Below are 14,618 nucleotides of genomic sequence, written 5' to 3' on the forward strand. Positions count from 1 at the left end.
TCGGACAGGTACGAAAATGAAGCGGGAAATTTCCGAAGCGCCGATTCAATCCAGCCTCAGTGGAATGGCATGAAGCGCTGAATGTCCCGAGGTCGCCGGGTGCCGCTTCTGGCAGGCGAGCCAGGCTGACTTCAGCCAGCGGATGGCGGCCTGGCCAGGCCTGTGGCTGGAGTGGCGCTGTCCAGGAATTCGCGCGCGCCACCATCAAGCTCCGCTACACTGCTACGGTACGCGACCCAGCGGATCTTCCCGGCGCACCTGCGTTCCGGGGGCAGCCCATCCCGATGCAAGACACGCCTCTTCCCACCACCGCCGCCGCCACCGACGACCGCACCCGCAGGATCATGCTGTGGGTGGTCGCCATCGGTTTCTTCATGCAGACGCTGGATTCCACGATCGTCAATACGGCCTTGCCTTCGATGGCCAGGAACCTGGGGGAGAGCCCGCTGCGGATGCAGTCGGTGATCATCGCCTACTCGCTGACCATGGCGGTGATCATTCCGGCGTCGGGCTGGCTGGCGGACCGGTTTGGTACCCGCACCATCTTCCAGACAGCCATCGTGCTGTTTGTCGTTGGCTCGCTGGCATGCGCCTATTCCAATAGCCTGACCTGGCTGGTGGTCTCGCGGGTGGTGCAGGGCGTGGGTGGCGCGATGTTGCTGCCGGTGGGGCGGCTGGCGGTGCTGCGCACGTTCCCGCGGGACCAGTACCTGCAGGCGCTCAGCTTTGTGGCGATTCCGGGCATGGTGGGACCGCTGATCGGGCCGACGCTGGGGGGCTGGCTGACCCAGACCTTCTCCTGGCACTGGATCTTCCTGATCAATGTGCCGGTGGGCCTGCTGGGGGGGCTGGCCACCATGCGCTACATGCCCAACGCGCGCCTGCATGGGGTGGCGCCGTTCGATTTGAGCGGCTACCTGTTGCTCGCGATCTCGATGCTGACGATTTCATTTTCTCTGGATGGCCTGGCGGAGCTTGGCTTCGAGCATGCCACCGTGCTGATGCTGCTGATTGCCAGCATGGCCTCGCTCACGGCCTATGTCCTGCATGCCGCGCGGCGGCGGCGCCCGCTGTTTGCGCTGCGGCTGTTTCGCATCCATACCTTCAGCGTGGGGCTGCTGGGCAACCTGTTTGCGCGCATCGGCAACGGCGCCATGCCGTTCCTGATCCCGCTGACGCTGCAGGTCAGCCTGGGTTACTCGCCGTTCCAGGCGGGCATGATGATGCTGCCGATCACGGCGGCGGGCATGGCGTCCAAGCGGCTTGCCACGAGTCTGATCGAGCGTCATGGCTATCGCAAGGTGCTGGTCACCAATACCTTCCTGGTGGGGCTGGCGATGGCGTCGTTCGCGCTGATCTCTCCCACCCAGCCGCTGGCGCTGGTGTTGGTGCAGCTGGCGATCTTCGGGACGGTCAATTCGATCCAGTTCACCGCCATGAACACGGTCACGCTGAAGGATCTTGGCACGGCCGGGGCTAGCGGCGGCAACAGCCTGCTGTCGATGGTGCAGATGCTGTCGATGAGCCTGGCGGTGACCTCGGCCGGCGCGTTGCTGGCGACCTTCCAGGGCACCTTCGACCGGCACGGCGCCACCAGCGCGCTGCCGGCGTTCCACGCCACGTTTATCTGCGTGGGGCTGATTACCTCGGCCTCTGCGTGGATCTTCCTGCAACTGTCCCCTGACGTGGCCCGTTTGGCCGGCAAGCGCATCGAGGATGCGACGGAGATGTAGCCGCCGGCTATGCCCTGGGTTTGCCAGCCAGCCCGTGCGAGCGTGCCGCGGCGCGCTCGCGCAGGTCCTGCACAAAGGCTTCGGCGGCAGCGCCGAGCTCGCGGCCGCCCTGGCGCAACAGCCCGACCGGTTCCTCGCTGCCCTGGCCGGAGATGGGCAGCAGTACCAGCTCGCCGCTTTCCAGCGCCTGGCGCATGGCACAGCGCGGCGCCAGCCAGATGGCGTCGGATTTCAGGGTGACCAGCTGGCCCAGGTAAGCGTCCGAGGTTTCCAGCACGCCCGGCGGCAGCATGAAGCCGTGCCGGGCCAGCAGGCTCTCGGCGCTGTGCCGTGGCGCCGAGCCTTGCGCGGGCACCACCAACTGGCAAGCCATGAGCTCCGCCATGGAAGGGGGGGCTTTCGCCAGCGCGTGGCCCTTGCGCACGGCGAGCAGCAGCGGCTCCGCGTCCAGCATTTCAAACCAGAGCCCCTCCATCACCGTGGGATTGTCCATGCGGCCGATGGCGATATCGAGCACGTCGGCTTTCAGCCAGTCGATCAGCGTGCGGTTCATGCCCGTCTGCACCGCCAGGCCCACGTCCGGATGCGTGCGGCGAAAGGCCAGCACGGCTTCCTGAAGCAGGTCGGGCACGACGCTGGGCAGGGCGCCGACGCGGATGTGCTCAAGGCCCGCGGCGTGCGCACCGGTCACGCTTACTGCGGCTTCGTCCAGGTCCTCCAGCACGCGCAGGGCGTGGCGCAAGAATCGCTGGCCCAGCTCGGTCAGGTCGGTGCCCGCCCGGCCGCGGGCTAGCAAACGTGCGCCAAGCAGCGCTTCCAGCTCGGTCAGGGTCTTCGATACGGCGGGTTGGCTGAGGCCCAGCTGCTCCCCGGCCTGGCCCAGGTGCTGGGTTTGCGCCACGGCCACGAAGCAATGCAGGTGGCGCAGGCGGACACGGTTGCGGAAGGTTGGCTGCATATCTAAAAGTTATGCAAATAGTCTAAAAACTCAATATACATGCGCTGTAGCTGCAAATAAAGTAATGAAAATTCCACCCCACGGAGACACGTATCATGGCCGACTCGCCCATCAAGCTGCCGCCAGGGCTGGCGCAATATCGCCGCCACTACTGGGACACCCAGCCGGAATACCGCTTTGACCCCTACGGTTCCACAGCACTGCGCTCGCCCAACGAGCCGCTGGTGGCGCTGAACCAGACCCTGTCCGAGGTCACCGGCCCGCTGTTCGGCGCCGAGTTCGTGCGCAATGGCGACAGCGACCTCACCGCCGGCCACGCCGGCGAACCCATCGGTGAGCGCATCCTGGTCAGCGGCCGCGTGCTCGATGAAAACGGTCGCCCCGTGCCGAACGCGCTGATCGAGGTCTGGCAGGCCAATGCCGCTGGCCGCTATGTGCACAAGCGGGACCAGCACGACGCGCCGCTCGATCCCAATTTCACCGGCGAAGGCCGCGCGGTGACCGACGCGCAGGGCCGGTACCAGTTCAAGACCATCAAGCCTGGCGCCTATCCCTGGCGCAACCACCACAACGCCTGGCGGCCGCAGCATATCCATTTCTCGCTGTTCGGCAACGCTTATGCCACGCGGCTGGTGACGCAGATGTATTTCCCGGGCGACCCGTTGCTCGCCTTCGATCCCATCTTCAATTGCGTGCCCGACGCCAAGGCGCGCGATCGCCTGGTGTCCACCTTCGACTGGGAAACCACGGTCCCCGAGTACGCGCTCGGCTACCGTTTCGATATCGTGCTGCGTGGCCGCGATGCCACGCCGATGGAGTAAGCCATGTTGTACGCCACCGCATCCCAGACCGTTGGACCCTACCTGCATATCGGCCTGTCCGGCCTTGACCGCGCCGACCTGACCGCCGAGGCGAGCGAACTGACGGGCGAGCGCATCGTGATCGAAGGCCGCGTGATCGACGGCAAGGGCGATCCCGTGCCTGACGGCATGGTTGAAATCTGGCAAGCCAACCCGGCCGGCCGCTACCGCCACCCCGACGACGCGCGCGACGGCGCCGAGACGGCGCTGGTGCCTGGCTTCACCGGTTTTGGCCGGCTGCCGACCGGGCCCGACGGCAGCTTTCGCTTCGTCACCGTCAAGCCAGGCCCCGTGCCCGGCCCCGACGGCCAGCCGCAGGCACCGCATATCGTCGTCTCGCTGTTCATGCGCGGCCTGCTCAAGCACTTGTCCACGCGCCTATACTTCCCGGACGAAGCGCAGGCCAACGCACGCGACTGGGCGTTGTCGCAGGTGCCCGCCGCGCGCCGCCACACGCTGGTGGCGCAGCAGGCAGGCGCAGGCAGGCTGCAATGGCAGGTAGTGCTGCAAGGCCAGGACGAGACGGTCTTCTTCGACATCTGATCCTGCGCGCAGCCATTGCCAGCGCGCCCGCGCTGAACCAAGCCCCGGCGCCGGACCCATCGTGGCCCGGCGCTGGGGTTTTTCCATGCCCGATGCGAACCTGTTTCGATGCCGACTTCATCCCGACTGACCGACCCGATGTTCGGCAGCGCCGCCACGCTGGCCGCTTTCTCCGATACGGCAACCGTGCAGCGCATGCTCGATTTTGAAGCCGCGCTGGCGCGCGCCGAAGCCAGCTGCGGGGTCATCCCCGCGGACGCCGCCGAGGCGATCGCCGCCACATGCCGCGCCGGCGAGATCGACTTCGACGCGCTGGCCGCCGCTGCCGTGGCAGGCGGCAACCTTGCCATTCCTCTGGTCAAGCAACTCACCGCCCGCGTGGCCGCGCGCGATGCGCATGCCGCGCGCTACGTGCACTGGGGCGCCACCAGCCAGGACGCGATCGACACCGGCATGGTGCTGCAATTGCGCGAAGCCTTGCAGGCGGTCGACGCCGATCTCAAGGCCCTTGGCCATGCTTGCGCGGCGCTCGCCACGCAGCACCGCGACACGCCGATGGTGGCGCGCACCTGGCTGCAGCACGCGCTGCCCACCACCTTTGGCCTCAAGGCCGCCGGCTGGCTCGACGCCCTGCACCGCGACCTGCGCCGCCTCGATGCCGCGCGCGCGCAGGCTGCCACGCTGCAGTTCGGCGGCGCCGCCGGCACGCTGGCTAGCCTGGGCGCCGCGGCGCCCGAAGTGGCAACGGCGCTTGGCCGCGCGCTCTCGCTGGCGGTGGCACCCACGCCCTGGCATGCCTACCGGGACCGCATGGTCGAGGTAGCCACCACGCTCGGCATGCTCACCGGCACGCTGGGCAAGATCGCCCGCGACGTGTCGCTGATGATGCAAACGGAAGTCGCCGAGGTCGCGGAGCCCGCCGGCCCCGGGCGCGGCGGCTCCAGCACCATGCCGCACAAGCGCAACCCGGTTGGCTGCGCCGCTGTGCTTACCGCCGCCGTGCGCGTGCCGCCGCTGGTGGCGACCATGCTGGCCGGCATGGTGCAGGAGCACGAGCGCGCGCTGGGCGGCTGGCAGGCGGAATGGGACACCTTGCCGCAAATCGTCACGCTGGCAGCAGGGGCATTGCGGCAGATGCTGGAAGTGGTGGGAGGATTGCAGGTGGATGCCGCGCGCATGCGCGCCAACCTGGGTGTGACGCACGGGCTGATCCTGGCGGAAGCCGCCATGCTGGAGCTCGGCGGCAAGATTGGCAGGCTGCCCGCGCATCACCTGGTGGAAGGCGCCTGCCGGCGGGCCGTGGCCGAAGGCACGACATTGCGTGAAGCCCTGGGCGCGACGCTGGCCGAGGACGCAGCGCATGCGGGGTTGATGGATGTGGCGGCGCTGGACCGGGTTTGCGATCCGGCCAATTACGCCGGGCAGGCAGCGGGATTCGTCGATGCGGTCCTGGCGGCCTGGCGGCAGGAAGCTGGCCAGCATTGAGCGCCCGGGAACCTAGCCACAGGCGCTTGAAGAACGCACCAAGAGCACACCAAGAACGCACCAAGAACACACGTCACTGAACCGCGAACCGAATTCTCTGGAGACCACCTTGCCCTTCATCACCCACGCTGGCAACCGCCTCTTCTACACATTGGAAGGCCCGGCATCCGCGCCCGTCCTGATCTTCTCCAACTCGCTGGGCACTGACCACACGATGTGGGCGCCGCAGGCCGAAGCGCTGGGCCAGCAGTTCCGCATCCTGCGCTACGACACCCGCGGCCACGGCCAGTCCGCATTGCCCCCGGGCCCGAGCAGCGTGGCGGAACTGGGCAGCGACGTCATCGCCCTGATGGACGCCTTGCAGATCCAGAAGGCCGCCTTCTGCGGCTTGTCGATGGGCGGCCTCACCGGCATGTGGCTGGGCGTGAACGCACCGCAGCGCTTCACACGCATTGTGCTGGCCAACACCGCGCCCAAGATCGGCACGCCCGAAGCGTGGAACACGCGCATCGAAGGCGTGCTGCGCGACGGCATGTCGCCGCTGGTGGATGGCTCGTTGCAGCGCTGGTTCACGCCTGCCTTCGTCAGCGCCGCGGGCAATCAACTGGACGACCTGCGCCAGGTGCTGACCGGCCTCGATGCCCGGGGCTATGCCGCCAACTGCGCCGCGGTGCGCGACGCCGACCTGCGCGAAGCGGTCAAGACGATTCCCGTGCCGGTGCTGGTGATTGCCGGCAGCGCGGACCCGTCCACGACCGCGGCGGAAGGGCGCGCCCTGGCCGACGCCATCCCGGGCGCGCGTTATCTCGAGCTGGAAGCGGCCCACTTGTCCAACCGCGAGCAGCCCGCGCGCTTCACCGAGGCATTGCTGGACTTCCTGGGCGGCGATGCGCAACAACCCGCCAGCCGCCCCGCCAACGATGGCGAGCGCTACCAGGCTGGCCTGGCCGTGCGCCGCGCGGTGCTGGGCAGCGCCCACGTGGATCGCTCGCTGGCCAAGCTCAACCCGCTGACCGAAGAGTTCCAGAACCTGATCACGCGTTATGCATGGGGCGAGATCTGGACCCGTGAAGGCTTGCCGCGCCATTCACGCAGCTTGATCACCATCGCGATGATGGTGGCGCTTAACCGCAGCGATGAACTCAAGCTGCATTTGCGCGCCGCGGCGAACAACAAGGTTAGCCGCGACGAGGTCAAGGAAGTGCTCTTGCAGACTGCTATTTATTGCGGCGTGCCGGCGGCTAATTCGGCTTTTCATATGGCGGAGGAGGTGTTTGCAGAGGGGGATTTGAAGGGTTTGTAATGGGGCTAGGTGCCTGTTTTTTGGGGGGTACCGCTTTTGTTTGCGGCGATGGTTTTTGCACCCAAGGGCCATACGACATCCCCCTGCGGGGGCTGCCGGTCACTTTTCTTTGACCGGCAAAGAAAACTAACGAAAAGAAAGCCGCCCTGCCGGGAGCAGAGCAATCAGGCTGTTTGGGCCTCGGTGGTTGCACCGTTCGGCCATCTGCCGTTCGCGGGGCGAAGTGCTGCGCCGTTTCGGGTGTGGCTGGTTTCGTGGTTTTGTCTCGGAGGACGAGCGCGGCCCCCGCGAACCGGGCCACGGTGCCCACCACGAAACCAGGGGCGTTGGTAGCAAGGCACCGGTCGCGCCGGTACGGCAGGGCATCAAATGGCCGGGCGGCCACCGCCAGAGACAAAACCACGAAACCACCAAAGCAGGCAGGATCGTGGTGCTACGCACCGCGAACGGCAGATGTGGGAATGGTCACCGCAAGCGAGGTCGGGGGCCGCACCACGTGACCATTGGGTCATGCAGTTGCGATGTCCTTTGGGCCGGTAGAATCCGCCAGCCAATACTCCGGGCCGTACGACGCAACCACTGCCCTACATAAGCCTGATTGCTCTGCCCCCGGCAGGGCGGCTTTCTTTTCGTTAGTTTTCTTTGCCGGTCAAAGAAAAGTGACCGGCAGCCCCCGCAGGGGGATGTCGTATGGCTCTTGGGTGCAAAAGCCATCGCCGATCAAAGAAGCAGCGACTAACTCCGCAGGGGGATGTCGTATGGCTCTTGGGTCCAAAAACCATCGCCGATGAAATAAACAGCGACCAACCCAGCAGGGCGATGCTGTATGGCCCTTGGGTCCAAAAGCCAACACCACCAGCAAACACCCCTACAACCTCCCCCCAACCACCACCACATCCAACTCAATCCCCATAGCCACCAACATCAACCGAAAATCCGCCACCGTATGCGCCGGGTTTTCCGTAACCGCACAAACAACCCGGCCGGCGCCGGTTGTCGATAGCGGCGCAAGCGCTTCCACCGAGGCGCGCACCGGATCGACGAAGGCCTTGCCGGGAAACAGCCGCTGGAAGTAGGCATCGAGCCAGGGCAGGTGCGTGGACGACAACGTGAAGACATCAATCTCTGGTTGCGTGGCGAGAATTGCGCGCACGAAGGCGTCGACCTGCGCGGTGGTGCGCGCGGGATCGGCCAGGAACGCCCCTGACTCCACCAGCTCGACCAGGGCGGAGGCGTTAAACGAAAATGCTTGCCCGCGCCCCCGGCTGGCCGCGGTGATATACGCGCCCAGCTCAGCGCTCTCCACCATCGAGCGCACGCCCAGCACCCCGATTTGCCCGGACTTCGACAGCGCCAGGGCCTCGGCAACCGGCGGCACCACGCCAAATAGCGGCACGCTGGCGGTGCGGCGCAAATCCTCCAGCACGGTGACCGAAGGCGCGTTGGACGCCATCAGGATGGCGCTCGCCCCCAGCCCCTGCAGGCATTGCACGGCTTGTGCGGTGGCGTCCAGCAAAGCCTGCCTGTTTTTGCCGCCGTAGGGAAAGCTGGCGCGGTCGGCGAGATAGATCAGGTCCTGGTTCGGGAGGCGTTCCTGCAGGCGCCGGACGGCGGCATAGCTGCCGATGCCGGCATCGAAGACACCAATCGGTCGATGCAATGTGGCGAAGGGTTCCATGACGATTCAGTGAGTGGGTTCGCAGGGACTATCGCGTCAAATTGGTACAATTAAAAGTGCCGAATCAATCAATTTTAGTTGGGCCATTTATGCCGAAGATGCGGGACGCCGAAGTGCTGGACCTGGCTGTGCTGCCAAGGAATGCAGGCGAAGCCAAGCAAGCGTGGGTGTATCGCAGCATCCGCCAGGCCATCCTTGGCGGCAGCCTGCCACGCGGCGCGCGGCTTGCGTCGACCCGTACGCTGGCGGCGCGCTGGACAGTGTCGCGGGGGATTGTCGAACTGGCGTTCGAGCAGTTGCGGCTGGAGGGCTATATCTCGAGCCGGGTTGGCTCGGGCTCGCGCGTGAGCGCCAGGCTGCCGGAGGAGTTTTCGCTGCACGAAGTCAAGGACGCTAAGGCACTCCCGATGGCACAGGCCGTCATTGCCGCGAGCGGCGGGGCGGTGCAATCGCGCGTCGTTGCGGGCCGGCCTTTCGTTGCCCGCCTTGCAGATCCCGCGCTGTTCCCGCTTGACGAATGGCGCAGCCATGTCAGCCGGGCGTTGCGTTCGTTGTCCGCGCAGCAACTGGGCGACGACGATCCCTGCGGCGACCTTGCCCTGCGCGGGGAAATCGCCGCCTACCTGCGAGCGACCCGCGGCATCCGCTGCGACGCCGGGCAACTGATGATCGTGACCGGTATCCGGCATGCCATCGACCTGGCCGCCCGCGTGGTGTTGCGCGAGCAGGGCCGCGTGCTGCTGGAGGATCCGGCCTATCTGTCGGCGGTACCGCTTTTCGGTTTGTCCTCGCGGCGCATCTCGCCGGTGCCGGTCGATGAGGAGGGCATCTCGATGGATGGCATCCGCCAGCATGCGGATGCTGCGTTGGTGTACGTCACGCCCGCTCACCAGGCGCCGCTGGGCCTGACGATGTCCGTGAGCCGGCGGCTGGCCTTGCTCGACTGGGCAAAGGCGCACGGCGCCTGGGTCCTGGAGGACGACTACGACAGCGAGTTCAACTACAGCCGCGCGCCGCTGCCTGCGCTCAAGGCGCTGGACAATGGCGATCGCGTGATCCACTGCGGCAGTTTCAACAAGAGCCTCTATGCGTCGCTGCGCATCGGCTACGTGGTGATGCCCGACGCCTTGCGGCCCGGGCTGCGCCAGTTGCGCACCACCACCGGGCGCTCCAACAGCCTGGTTGAGCAGCTAGCGCTGGCGTCCTTTATCCGCTCCGGCGCGCTGTCTCGCCACCTGCGCGTGTCCCGGAGCGTGTACCTGCGCCGCCGCGATATCGTGCTGGCGGAACTGCGGGCGGTGCTGGGCGAGCACCTGCGTGTCAGCGGGGAACACGCCGGGTTTCACTTCGTGTTGTGGCTGCCGGAAGGCATCAGCGAGCACGATGTGGTGCAAGCCTGCGCCGGCGCGAACCTGGCGCTGCAGGGCTTGGGCGAGTTCTGCCGGGAGCGGGCCATGCCGCCAGCGCTGGTGATCGGCTACGCCGCGGCGCAGGACGATGTGCTGCGCGACGCGGCGAGACGGCTTGGCCAGGACATTGCCGCGCTGATTCAGCCCGGCGGCACGAACCCGGTCACCTCCAGCTCGAAGCCCGCGATGTTACGGTAAGGTACCGGCACGCCCAGCAAGCGCAGTTTGCGCACGCCGAGGTCGCGCAGGATCTGTGCCCCCACGCCCAGCGCGCGCTGCGCGAATGCGGGCCGCGCGGTCTGCCAGGTTGGCCCGGACTGGTCCAGCAGGGCGAGCTGCTCAAGCAGGCGATGCGGGGCTTCGCGTTCGGCCAGCAGCACCAGGATGCCGCAGCCTTCCTCGCCGATGCGTGCCAGCGACCGCGCCAGGTTCCAGCCCGGCGTGGCGGGCGGCGCCGCATGCGCGGATTCGAAGGCAAACAAGTCGCGCAAGGTCTCCACGGTTTGCACGCGCGTCAGCACCGGCTCGGCAGGATCCGGCTGCCCCAGTACCAATGCCAGGTGCACGGCGTCGATAGGCGCATCGTGGTACGCATGCACGATGAAGTCACCGAAGGGCGTGGCCAGCCGGCTGCTCTGGCTGCGGCGCAGGGCGCGTTCCACCAGCAGGCGATGATGGATYAGGTCGCTGATCGCGCAGACCAGCAGCCCATGCTCGCGGGCGAAGGCCAGCAAGGCGGCACCGCGCAGCAATTCGCCGGCATCGTCCAGCAGCACCGTATAGGCGCCCGCGGCTTCGCGCCCGGCGAGCCTGGGCAAGTCAGAGCAGGCTTCGGCAAAGCCCGCGCTGCGCAGCACGCCGTCCGGTTGCGCCACCACAGGGAAGACGTGGCCCGGCTGGACCAGTTGGCCGGGCCCGGCGTTGGCGGCGGTGGCCACGCGCATGGTGAGCGCGCGGTCCGCCGCCGAGATGCCCGTGGAGACGCCTTGCACCGCCTCGATCGACACGGTGAATGGCTCCTGCCTGCGGCCCTGGCGGCTCCCGCCCGCCATCATCGGTAGGCCGAGCTGCCGCCGGCGGGATTCCGTGATGGCCAGGCAGACGAGGCCGCGAGCGTGCGCTGCCATGAAGTTCACGTCCGCCTCGCTCACCTGGTCTGCGGCAACCAGCACGCAGCCGCTGGCATCCTCCGTGTCTTCCTCGATAACGACAACGCGCTGGCCGGTAGCGATGGCGCGCAGCACGTCGCCGATTGGTGCGGGGCTCATGCTGGCTCCCGCGTTTCGGCAATATCGGCAAAGGCGGCGCGCAAGGCTGCCGCCGCCAGGTCGAGCGCCGCGTCGGCCGCCTCCAGCAAGCCCTGCATGCTCATGAAGCCGTGAATTTGCCCGGGCCAGCGATGGATGGCGGCAGCCACGCCGGCATGCTGCATGGCGGCGCCGTAGGCCTCGCCCTGATCGCGCAGGGGGTCGTATTCGGCCGTGATGATGGTGGCCGGCGCCACGCCCGCCAGTTCGCGCTGGCGCAGCGGGCTGGCGCGCACATCGGCGGCATGGCGCGGATCGGGGAGATAGTGGCGGGCATACCAGCGCAGCATGTCCTCGGTCAGGAAGCAGCCTTGCGCGAAGGTGCGCCAGCTGCCGGATTCGTCCGCGCAGTCCAGGTAGGGGTAAAGCAGCAACTGGTGGCGCAGCGCCACGCTGCCACGCAATTGCTGGCACGAAACCGCGGCCAGGTTGCCGCCCGCGCTGTCGCCGGCGACCGCCAGCCTGTCCGGCAGCGCGCCCAGTTCGGCGGCGTGCGCCGCGCTCCAGCGCAGCGCCGCGCAGGCATCGTCTGCAGCTGCCGGAAAGCGTGCCTCCGGCGCCAGCCGGTAGCCGACCGACAGCACCAGGGTGCCAGCGCGGTTCGCCAGCGAGCGGCAGATATTGTGATGCGTTTCGATCCCGCAGGTGACGAAGCCGCCGCCGTGGAAGAACACCGTGAGCGGCCAGGGCCCATTGCCGTGCGGCCGGTAGAGGCGGGCGGGCAAGGGGCCGGCGGCGCCGGCCACGCTCAGCTCGCGTTCTTCCGCGACCGCATCGCCCGGCGCGAACGCGGGGTACGCGGCCAGCACGGCGCGGTAGGCCTGCGGTGCGATGGTGGTGAAGTCGAGTGGCGGGAACTGCGCCATGGCGTCGAGCAGGGCGCGGACTTGCGGGTCGAATTGCATTGGCTTTTCCTTGTGCGGACGGGAGGAAGTGCAGGGGAGTGGGTGCGGCAAAGGCAAACGCGTTTCAGAAGGCGAAGGCTGGCGCCTTGCCACTGGTGATGCCGCTCGCGCGCGCTTGCATGGCGGCGGCGGCTTCGGGGTGTGGCAGGATCCAGAAATCGCCGGCGGCCACGCCGTCGAGGATGTGCCGGGCCGTGGTTGCTGCCGGCATGCCCTGCGCGATGCTCGCCTGTAGCGCCTGGTTCATGCCGCCGACGCCGTCCTGCGCGCCGGCCGGCAGGTCGAGCGCAATGCCGGTGGCCACCGGGCCTGGGCATGCCACCGATACCTTGAGTGGCAGGCCCGCCGCCTGCAGTTCCATCGCCAGCCCTTCGCTCAACGCCACCACGCCCTGCTTGGACACGGTATAGGGCGCAAGCCACGGACCCACGGCAAGACCTGCCATGGAGGCGATGTTGACGATATGCCCGCTGCCTTGCGCCGCCATGCGAGGCACGAAGACGCGCAAGCTGTGGATGACGCTCCACAGGTTGACGTTCAGCACGCGCTCGAACACGGCGGCATCCAGCTCCCAGCAGGCGCCGGTCGCCAGCACGCCGGCATTGTTGAAGAGCAGGTCGACCCGGCCCAGCAGTGCGAAGCTGCGCGCGCAGAGCTGCTCGACCTGGGCAGCCTGCGCCACGTCGGTTTGCTGTATCGCGATCGTTTGCCGGTGGTGTGTCAGTTCGCCGTGCACGCGCCGCAGCGCGTCGGCATCCTTGTCGGCCAGTACCAGCGCCACACCTTGCGCGGCGAGCGCGTGGGCCAGTGCCCGGCCTATGCCGCCGCCGGCGCCTGTGATCACTGCGGTCTTTCCGGTCTCGTTTGCCGCCATGGCAGGTCTCCTCGCGAAGTGGTTGGAAGGAATGGCGCGCAGGATTGCGTCCGCCCATTTCTACCGGCGCGGCCGGCCGTTCGCATCGTCTGTTTGAGTGAGGAGCCAGGCGCAGGCAAGGCTCAGGGATTGTCCTGAGAGGGGTGTTGCCTAGTCCGTTTGCGGTATGTGAGCGTGCGCCAGGAGGGTAAGGTCTGGCCTATCCGCAAGCGGCGGCATCACATGGCGCGCGAATAGGTGCAAACCATGACGCACAATCCCGCCACCGGCGCAGTGGCGATCCATATAATCTGGAACCGCCGGGGGGGCGCAGCGCCCCTGTCATGGCGAACGCCGGCCGCAGAGCCAGGCGTGGATAACGGAGACAAGAGGTATGTTGATGGAGGCAAGCCACAGCCAGGAAGCGGCGCATTGCTACGCGCCGGTGGCGCTCTCGCTGGCGGATCTCAGCACGCTGCTTGGCAAGATCTACCAGGGGGCCATGGAGCAGGTGCCATGGAGCAACGCGCTGGAACTCATCCGCACCCACCTGCGTGCGAACTACGTCACACTGATCCTGCGCTCGCCGGCAAGCGACCGCGCGGGCCTGATGGTGCATGCCAGCGAGGAGGGCGGCAACACCTTGCCCGGTGAGACCATGTACAACAACTACTACTACGCGATGGATCCCTTCGTCGACCTGCCCGCGGACCGGGTGGTCACGATCGACGAGCAGATTGGCACCGGCGCGTGGTGCAACAGCGACCTGTACCAGCAGTTCCTCAAGCCGCTAGGCGTGCGCTATATGATGGGCGCAGACATCCGCACCGACGATGGCGTGGAATGCCGCCTCCGTGTCTGCCGCAACGTCGACGCGCCGGACTTCTCGGAAGCGGACAAAGCCATTTGCACGGTGCTGCTGCCGCACCTGCGGCGCGCGGTCGATCTGCACTCGCGCATGGATGTGGTGGAGTCGGAGCGCACCCTGTACGCCAGCGCCATCGACCGCATGCTGGTCGGCATGGCGATACTCGATGAGACCGGCGCCATCATGCGGACCAATTCGGCTGCGGACGAGATCCTTGCCGACAAGGACGGCATCCGTATTGCCAGGGGCTCGCTGGATGTCGAGTACGCACAGGAGAACCGACAGTTCCAGCGCCTGCTGCGCCAGGCCATCATGGGCCACATCGGCACCGCGCCAGCGGTGATGGAGGCGATGTCGATCACGCGGCCTTCGGGCAACGCGAAACTGGGCGTGCTGATCCGCACGATTCCGCTGGGCGAGTGGTCGGAGGACAACAAGCGCCGGCCTTCGTGCGTGATTTTCATCCGCGACCCGGAGCGCAAGTCGCAGGCTTCACACGAGGTGGTGCGCAAGCTGTTCGATTTCACGCCGGCGGAAACCCAGCTTGCACTGCAGCTGGCCAACGGCCTCGCGCTGGAAGAAGCGGCCGAGGAGCTCGGCATCAGCAAGAATACGGCGCGCGCGCACCTGCGCGCCATCTTCTCCAAGACCGGCGTGACCCGGCAGGCCACGCTGGTACGCATGCTGCTCAGCAGCGTGGTGGCGCTCGGCTGAGC

The 14,618-nt window shown here is 67.2% G+C and carries 12 protein-coding genes; 7 read left to right on the forward strand and 5 right to left on the reverse strand.

Annotated features, from left to right (window positions below):
- The first annotated feature begins 284 nt into the window (after positions 1-284).
- A complete protein-coding gene (gene mdtD / locus AB4061_RS25065; RefSeq protein ID WP_441638558.1) occupies positions 285-1,733 on the forward strand; it encodes a multidrug transporter subunit MdtD in 1,449 nt (482 codons plus the stop codon).
- Positions 1,734-1,740: 7 nt separating this feature from the next.
- Here the strand turns inward: mdtD and AB4061_RS25070 are convergent, their stop codons facing one another.
- On the reverse strand, positions 1,741-2,691 hold the full coding sequence (locus AB4061_RS25070; RefSeq protein ID WP_441638560.1) for a LysR substrate-binding domain-containing protein: 951 nt from the start codon (positions 2,689-2,691) through the stop codon (positions 1,741-1,743).
- 95 nt (positions 2,692-2,786) lie between these two features.
- Here AB4061_RS25070 and pcaH point away from each other — a divergent pair, with 95 nt between their 5' ends.
- The 4 genes from pcaH (at position 2,787) to pcaDC (ending at position 6,882) form a co-directional block, all read left to right on the forward strand.
- Positions 2,787-3,512 (forward strand): protocatechuate 3,4-dioxygenase subunit beta, encoded by a 726-nt coding sequence (gene pcaH, locus AB4061_RS25075; RefSeq protein WP_043355917.1) that lies wholly within the window; start codon positions 2,787-2,789, stop codon positions 3,510-3,512.
- A gap of 3 nt (positions 3,513-3,515) precedes the next feature.
- Positions 3,516-4,094, forward strand: a complete 579-nt coding sequence (gene pcaG / locus AB4061_RS25080) for a protocatechuate 3,4-dioxygenase subunit alpha (RefSeq protein ID WP_416053029.1) — start codon at positions 3,516-3,518, stop codon at positions 4,092-4,094.
- Positions 4,095-4,202: 108 nt separating this feature from the next.
- Positions 4,203-5,579: a 3-carboxy-cis,cis-muconate cycloisomerase gene (locus AB4061_RS25085; RefSeq protein WP_441638563.1), complete on the forward strand. Its 1,377-nt coding sequence runs from the start codon at positions 4,203-4,205 to the stop codon at positions 5,577-5,579.
- A gap of 109 nt (positions 5,580-5,688) precedes the next feature.
- Positions 5,689-6,882, forward strand: a complete 1,194-nt coding sequence (gene pcaDC, locus AB4061_RS25090) for a bifunctional 3-oxoadipate enol-lactonase/4-carboxymuconolactone decarboxylase PcaDC (RefSeq protein ID WP_441638565.1) — start codon at positions 5,689-5,691, stop codon at positions 6,880-6,882.
- An 868-nt stretch (positions 6,883-7,750) separates the two neighbouring features.
- Here pcaDC and AB4061_RS25095 read toward each other — a convergent pair.
- Positions 7,751-8,560, reverse strand: a complete 810-nt coding sequence (locus AB4061_RS25095; RefSeq protein ID WP_441638567.1) for a glutamate racemase — start codon at positions 8,558-8,560, stop codon at positions 7,751-7,753.
- 89 nt (positions 8,561-8,649) lie between these two features.
- On the opposite strand from AB4061_RS25095, the gene pdxR reads away from it, so the two are divergent.
- On the forward strand, positions 8,650-10,167 hold the full coding sequence (gene pdxR, locus AB4061_RS25100; RefSeq protein ID WP_441638569.1) for a MocR-like pyridoxine biosynthesis transcription factor PdxR: 1,518 nt from the start codon (positions 8,650-8,652) through the stop codon (positions 10,165-10,167).
- Here pdxR and AB4061_RS25105 read toward each other — a convergent pair.
- The 3 genes from AB4061_RS25105 to AB4061_RS25115 form a co-directional block, all read right to left on the reverse strand.
- Positions 10,110-11,237 (reverse strand): 3,4-dihydroxy-2-butanone-4-phosphate synthase, encoded by a 1,128-nt coding sequence (locus AB4061_RS25105; protein WP_441638571.1) that lies wholly within the window; start codon positions 11,235-11,237, stop codon positions 10,110-10,112. The genes pdxR and AB4061_RS25105 overlap by 58 nt on opposite strands.
- Entirely contained in the window at positions 11,234-12,181 is a 948-nt protein-coding gene (locus AB4061_RS25110; RefSeq protein ID WP_441638573.1) for an alpha/beta hydrolase, read from the reverse strand. The genes AB4061_RS25105 and AB4061_RS25110 overlap by 4 nt, the downstream gene beginning before the upstream one ends.
- Positions 12,182-12,245: 64 nt before the next feature.
- Positions 12,246-13,055, reverse strand: a complete 810-nt coding sequence (locus AB4061_RS25115) for an SDR family NAD(P)-dependent oxidoreductase (protein ID WP_441638575.1) — start codon at positions 13,053-13,055, stop codon at positions 12,246-12,248.
- Positions 13,056-13,428: 373 nt separating this feature from the next.
- Here AB4061_RS25115 and AB4061_RS25120 point away from each other — a divergent pair, with 373 nt between their 5' ends.
- Positions 13,429-14,616: a helix-turn-helix transcriptional regulator gene (locus AB4061_RS25120; protein ID WP_441638577.1), complete on the forward strand. Its 1,188-nt coding sequence runs from the start codon at positions 13,429-13,431 to the stop codon at positions 14,614-14,616.
- Positions 14,617-14,618: the final 2 nt, after the last annotated feature.

This window comes from Cupriavidus sp. YAF13, assembly GCF_052113425.1.
Lineage (GTDB): Bacteria > Pseudomonadota > Gammaproteobacteria > Burkholderiales > Burkholderiaceae > Cupriavidus.

What these genes read in the sequence shown, in the direction of transcription:
- pcaH (WP_043355917.1), top strand. Translation starts at nt 2,787, where the DNA reads ATGGCCGACTCGCCCATCAAGCTGCCGCCAGGGCTGGCGCAATATCGC.
- mdtD (WP_441638558.1), top strand. Translation starts at nt 285, where the DNA reads ATGCAAGACACGCCTCTTCCCACCACCGCCGCCGCCACCGACGACCGC.
- AB4061_RS25095 (WP_441638567.1), bottom strand. Translation starts at nt 8,560, where the DNA reads ATGGAACCCTTCGCCACATTGCATCGACCGATTGGTGTCTTCGATGCC.
- AB4061_RS25120 (WP_441638577.1), top strand. Translation starts at nt 13,429, where the DNA reads ATGTTGATGGAGGCAAGCCACAGCCAGGAAGCGGCGCATTGCTACGCG.
- pcaG (WP_416053029.1), top strand. Translation starts at nt 3,516, where the DNA reads ATGTTGTACGCCACCGCATCCCAGACCGTTGGACCCTACCTGCATATC.
- AB4061_RS25085 (WP_441638563.1), top strand. Translation starts at nt 4,203, where the DNA reads ATGCCGACTTCATCCCGACTGACCGACCCGATGTTCGGCAGCGCCGCC.
- pdxR (WP_441638569.1), top strand. Translation starts at nt 8,650, where the DNA reads ATGCCGAAGATGCGGGACGCCGAAGTGCTGGACCTGGCTGTGCTGCCA.
- AB4061_RS25115 (WP_441638575.1), bottom strand. Translation starts at nt 13,055, where the DNA reads ATGGCGGCAAACGAGACCGGAAAGACCGCAGTGATCACAGGCGCCGGC.
- AB4061_RS25110 (WP_441638573.1), bottom strand. Translation starts at nt 12,181, where the DNA reads ATGCAATTCGACCCGCAAGTCCGCGCCCTGCTCGACGCCATGGCGCAG.
- AB4061_RS25070 (WP_441638560.1), bottom strand. Translation starts at nt 2,691, where the DNA reads ATGCAGCCAACCTTCCGCAACCGTGTCCGCCTGCGCCACCTGCATTGC.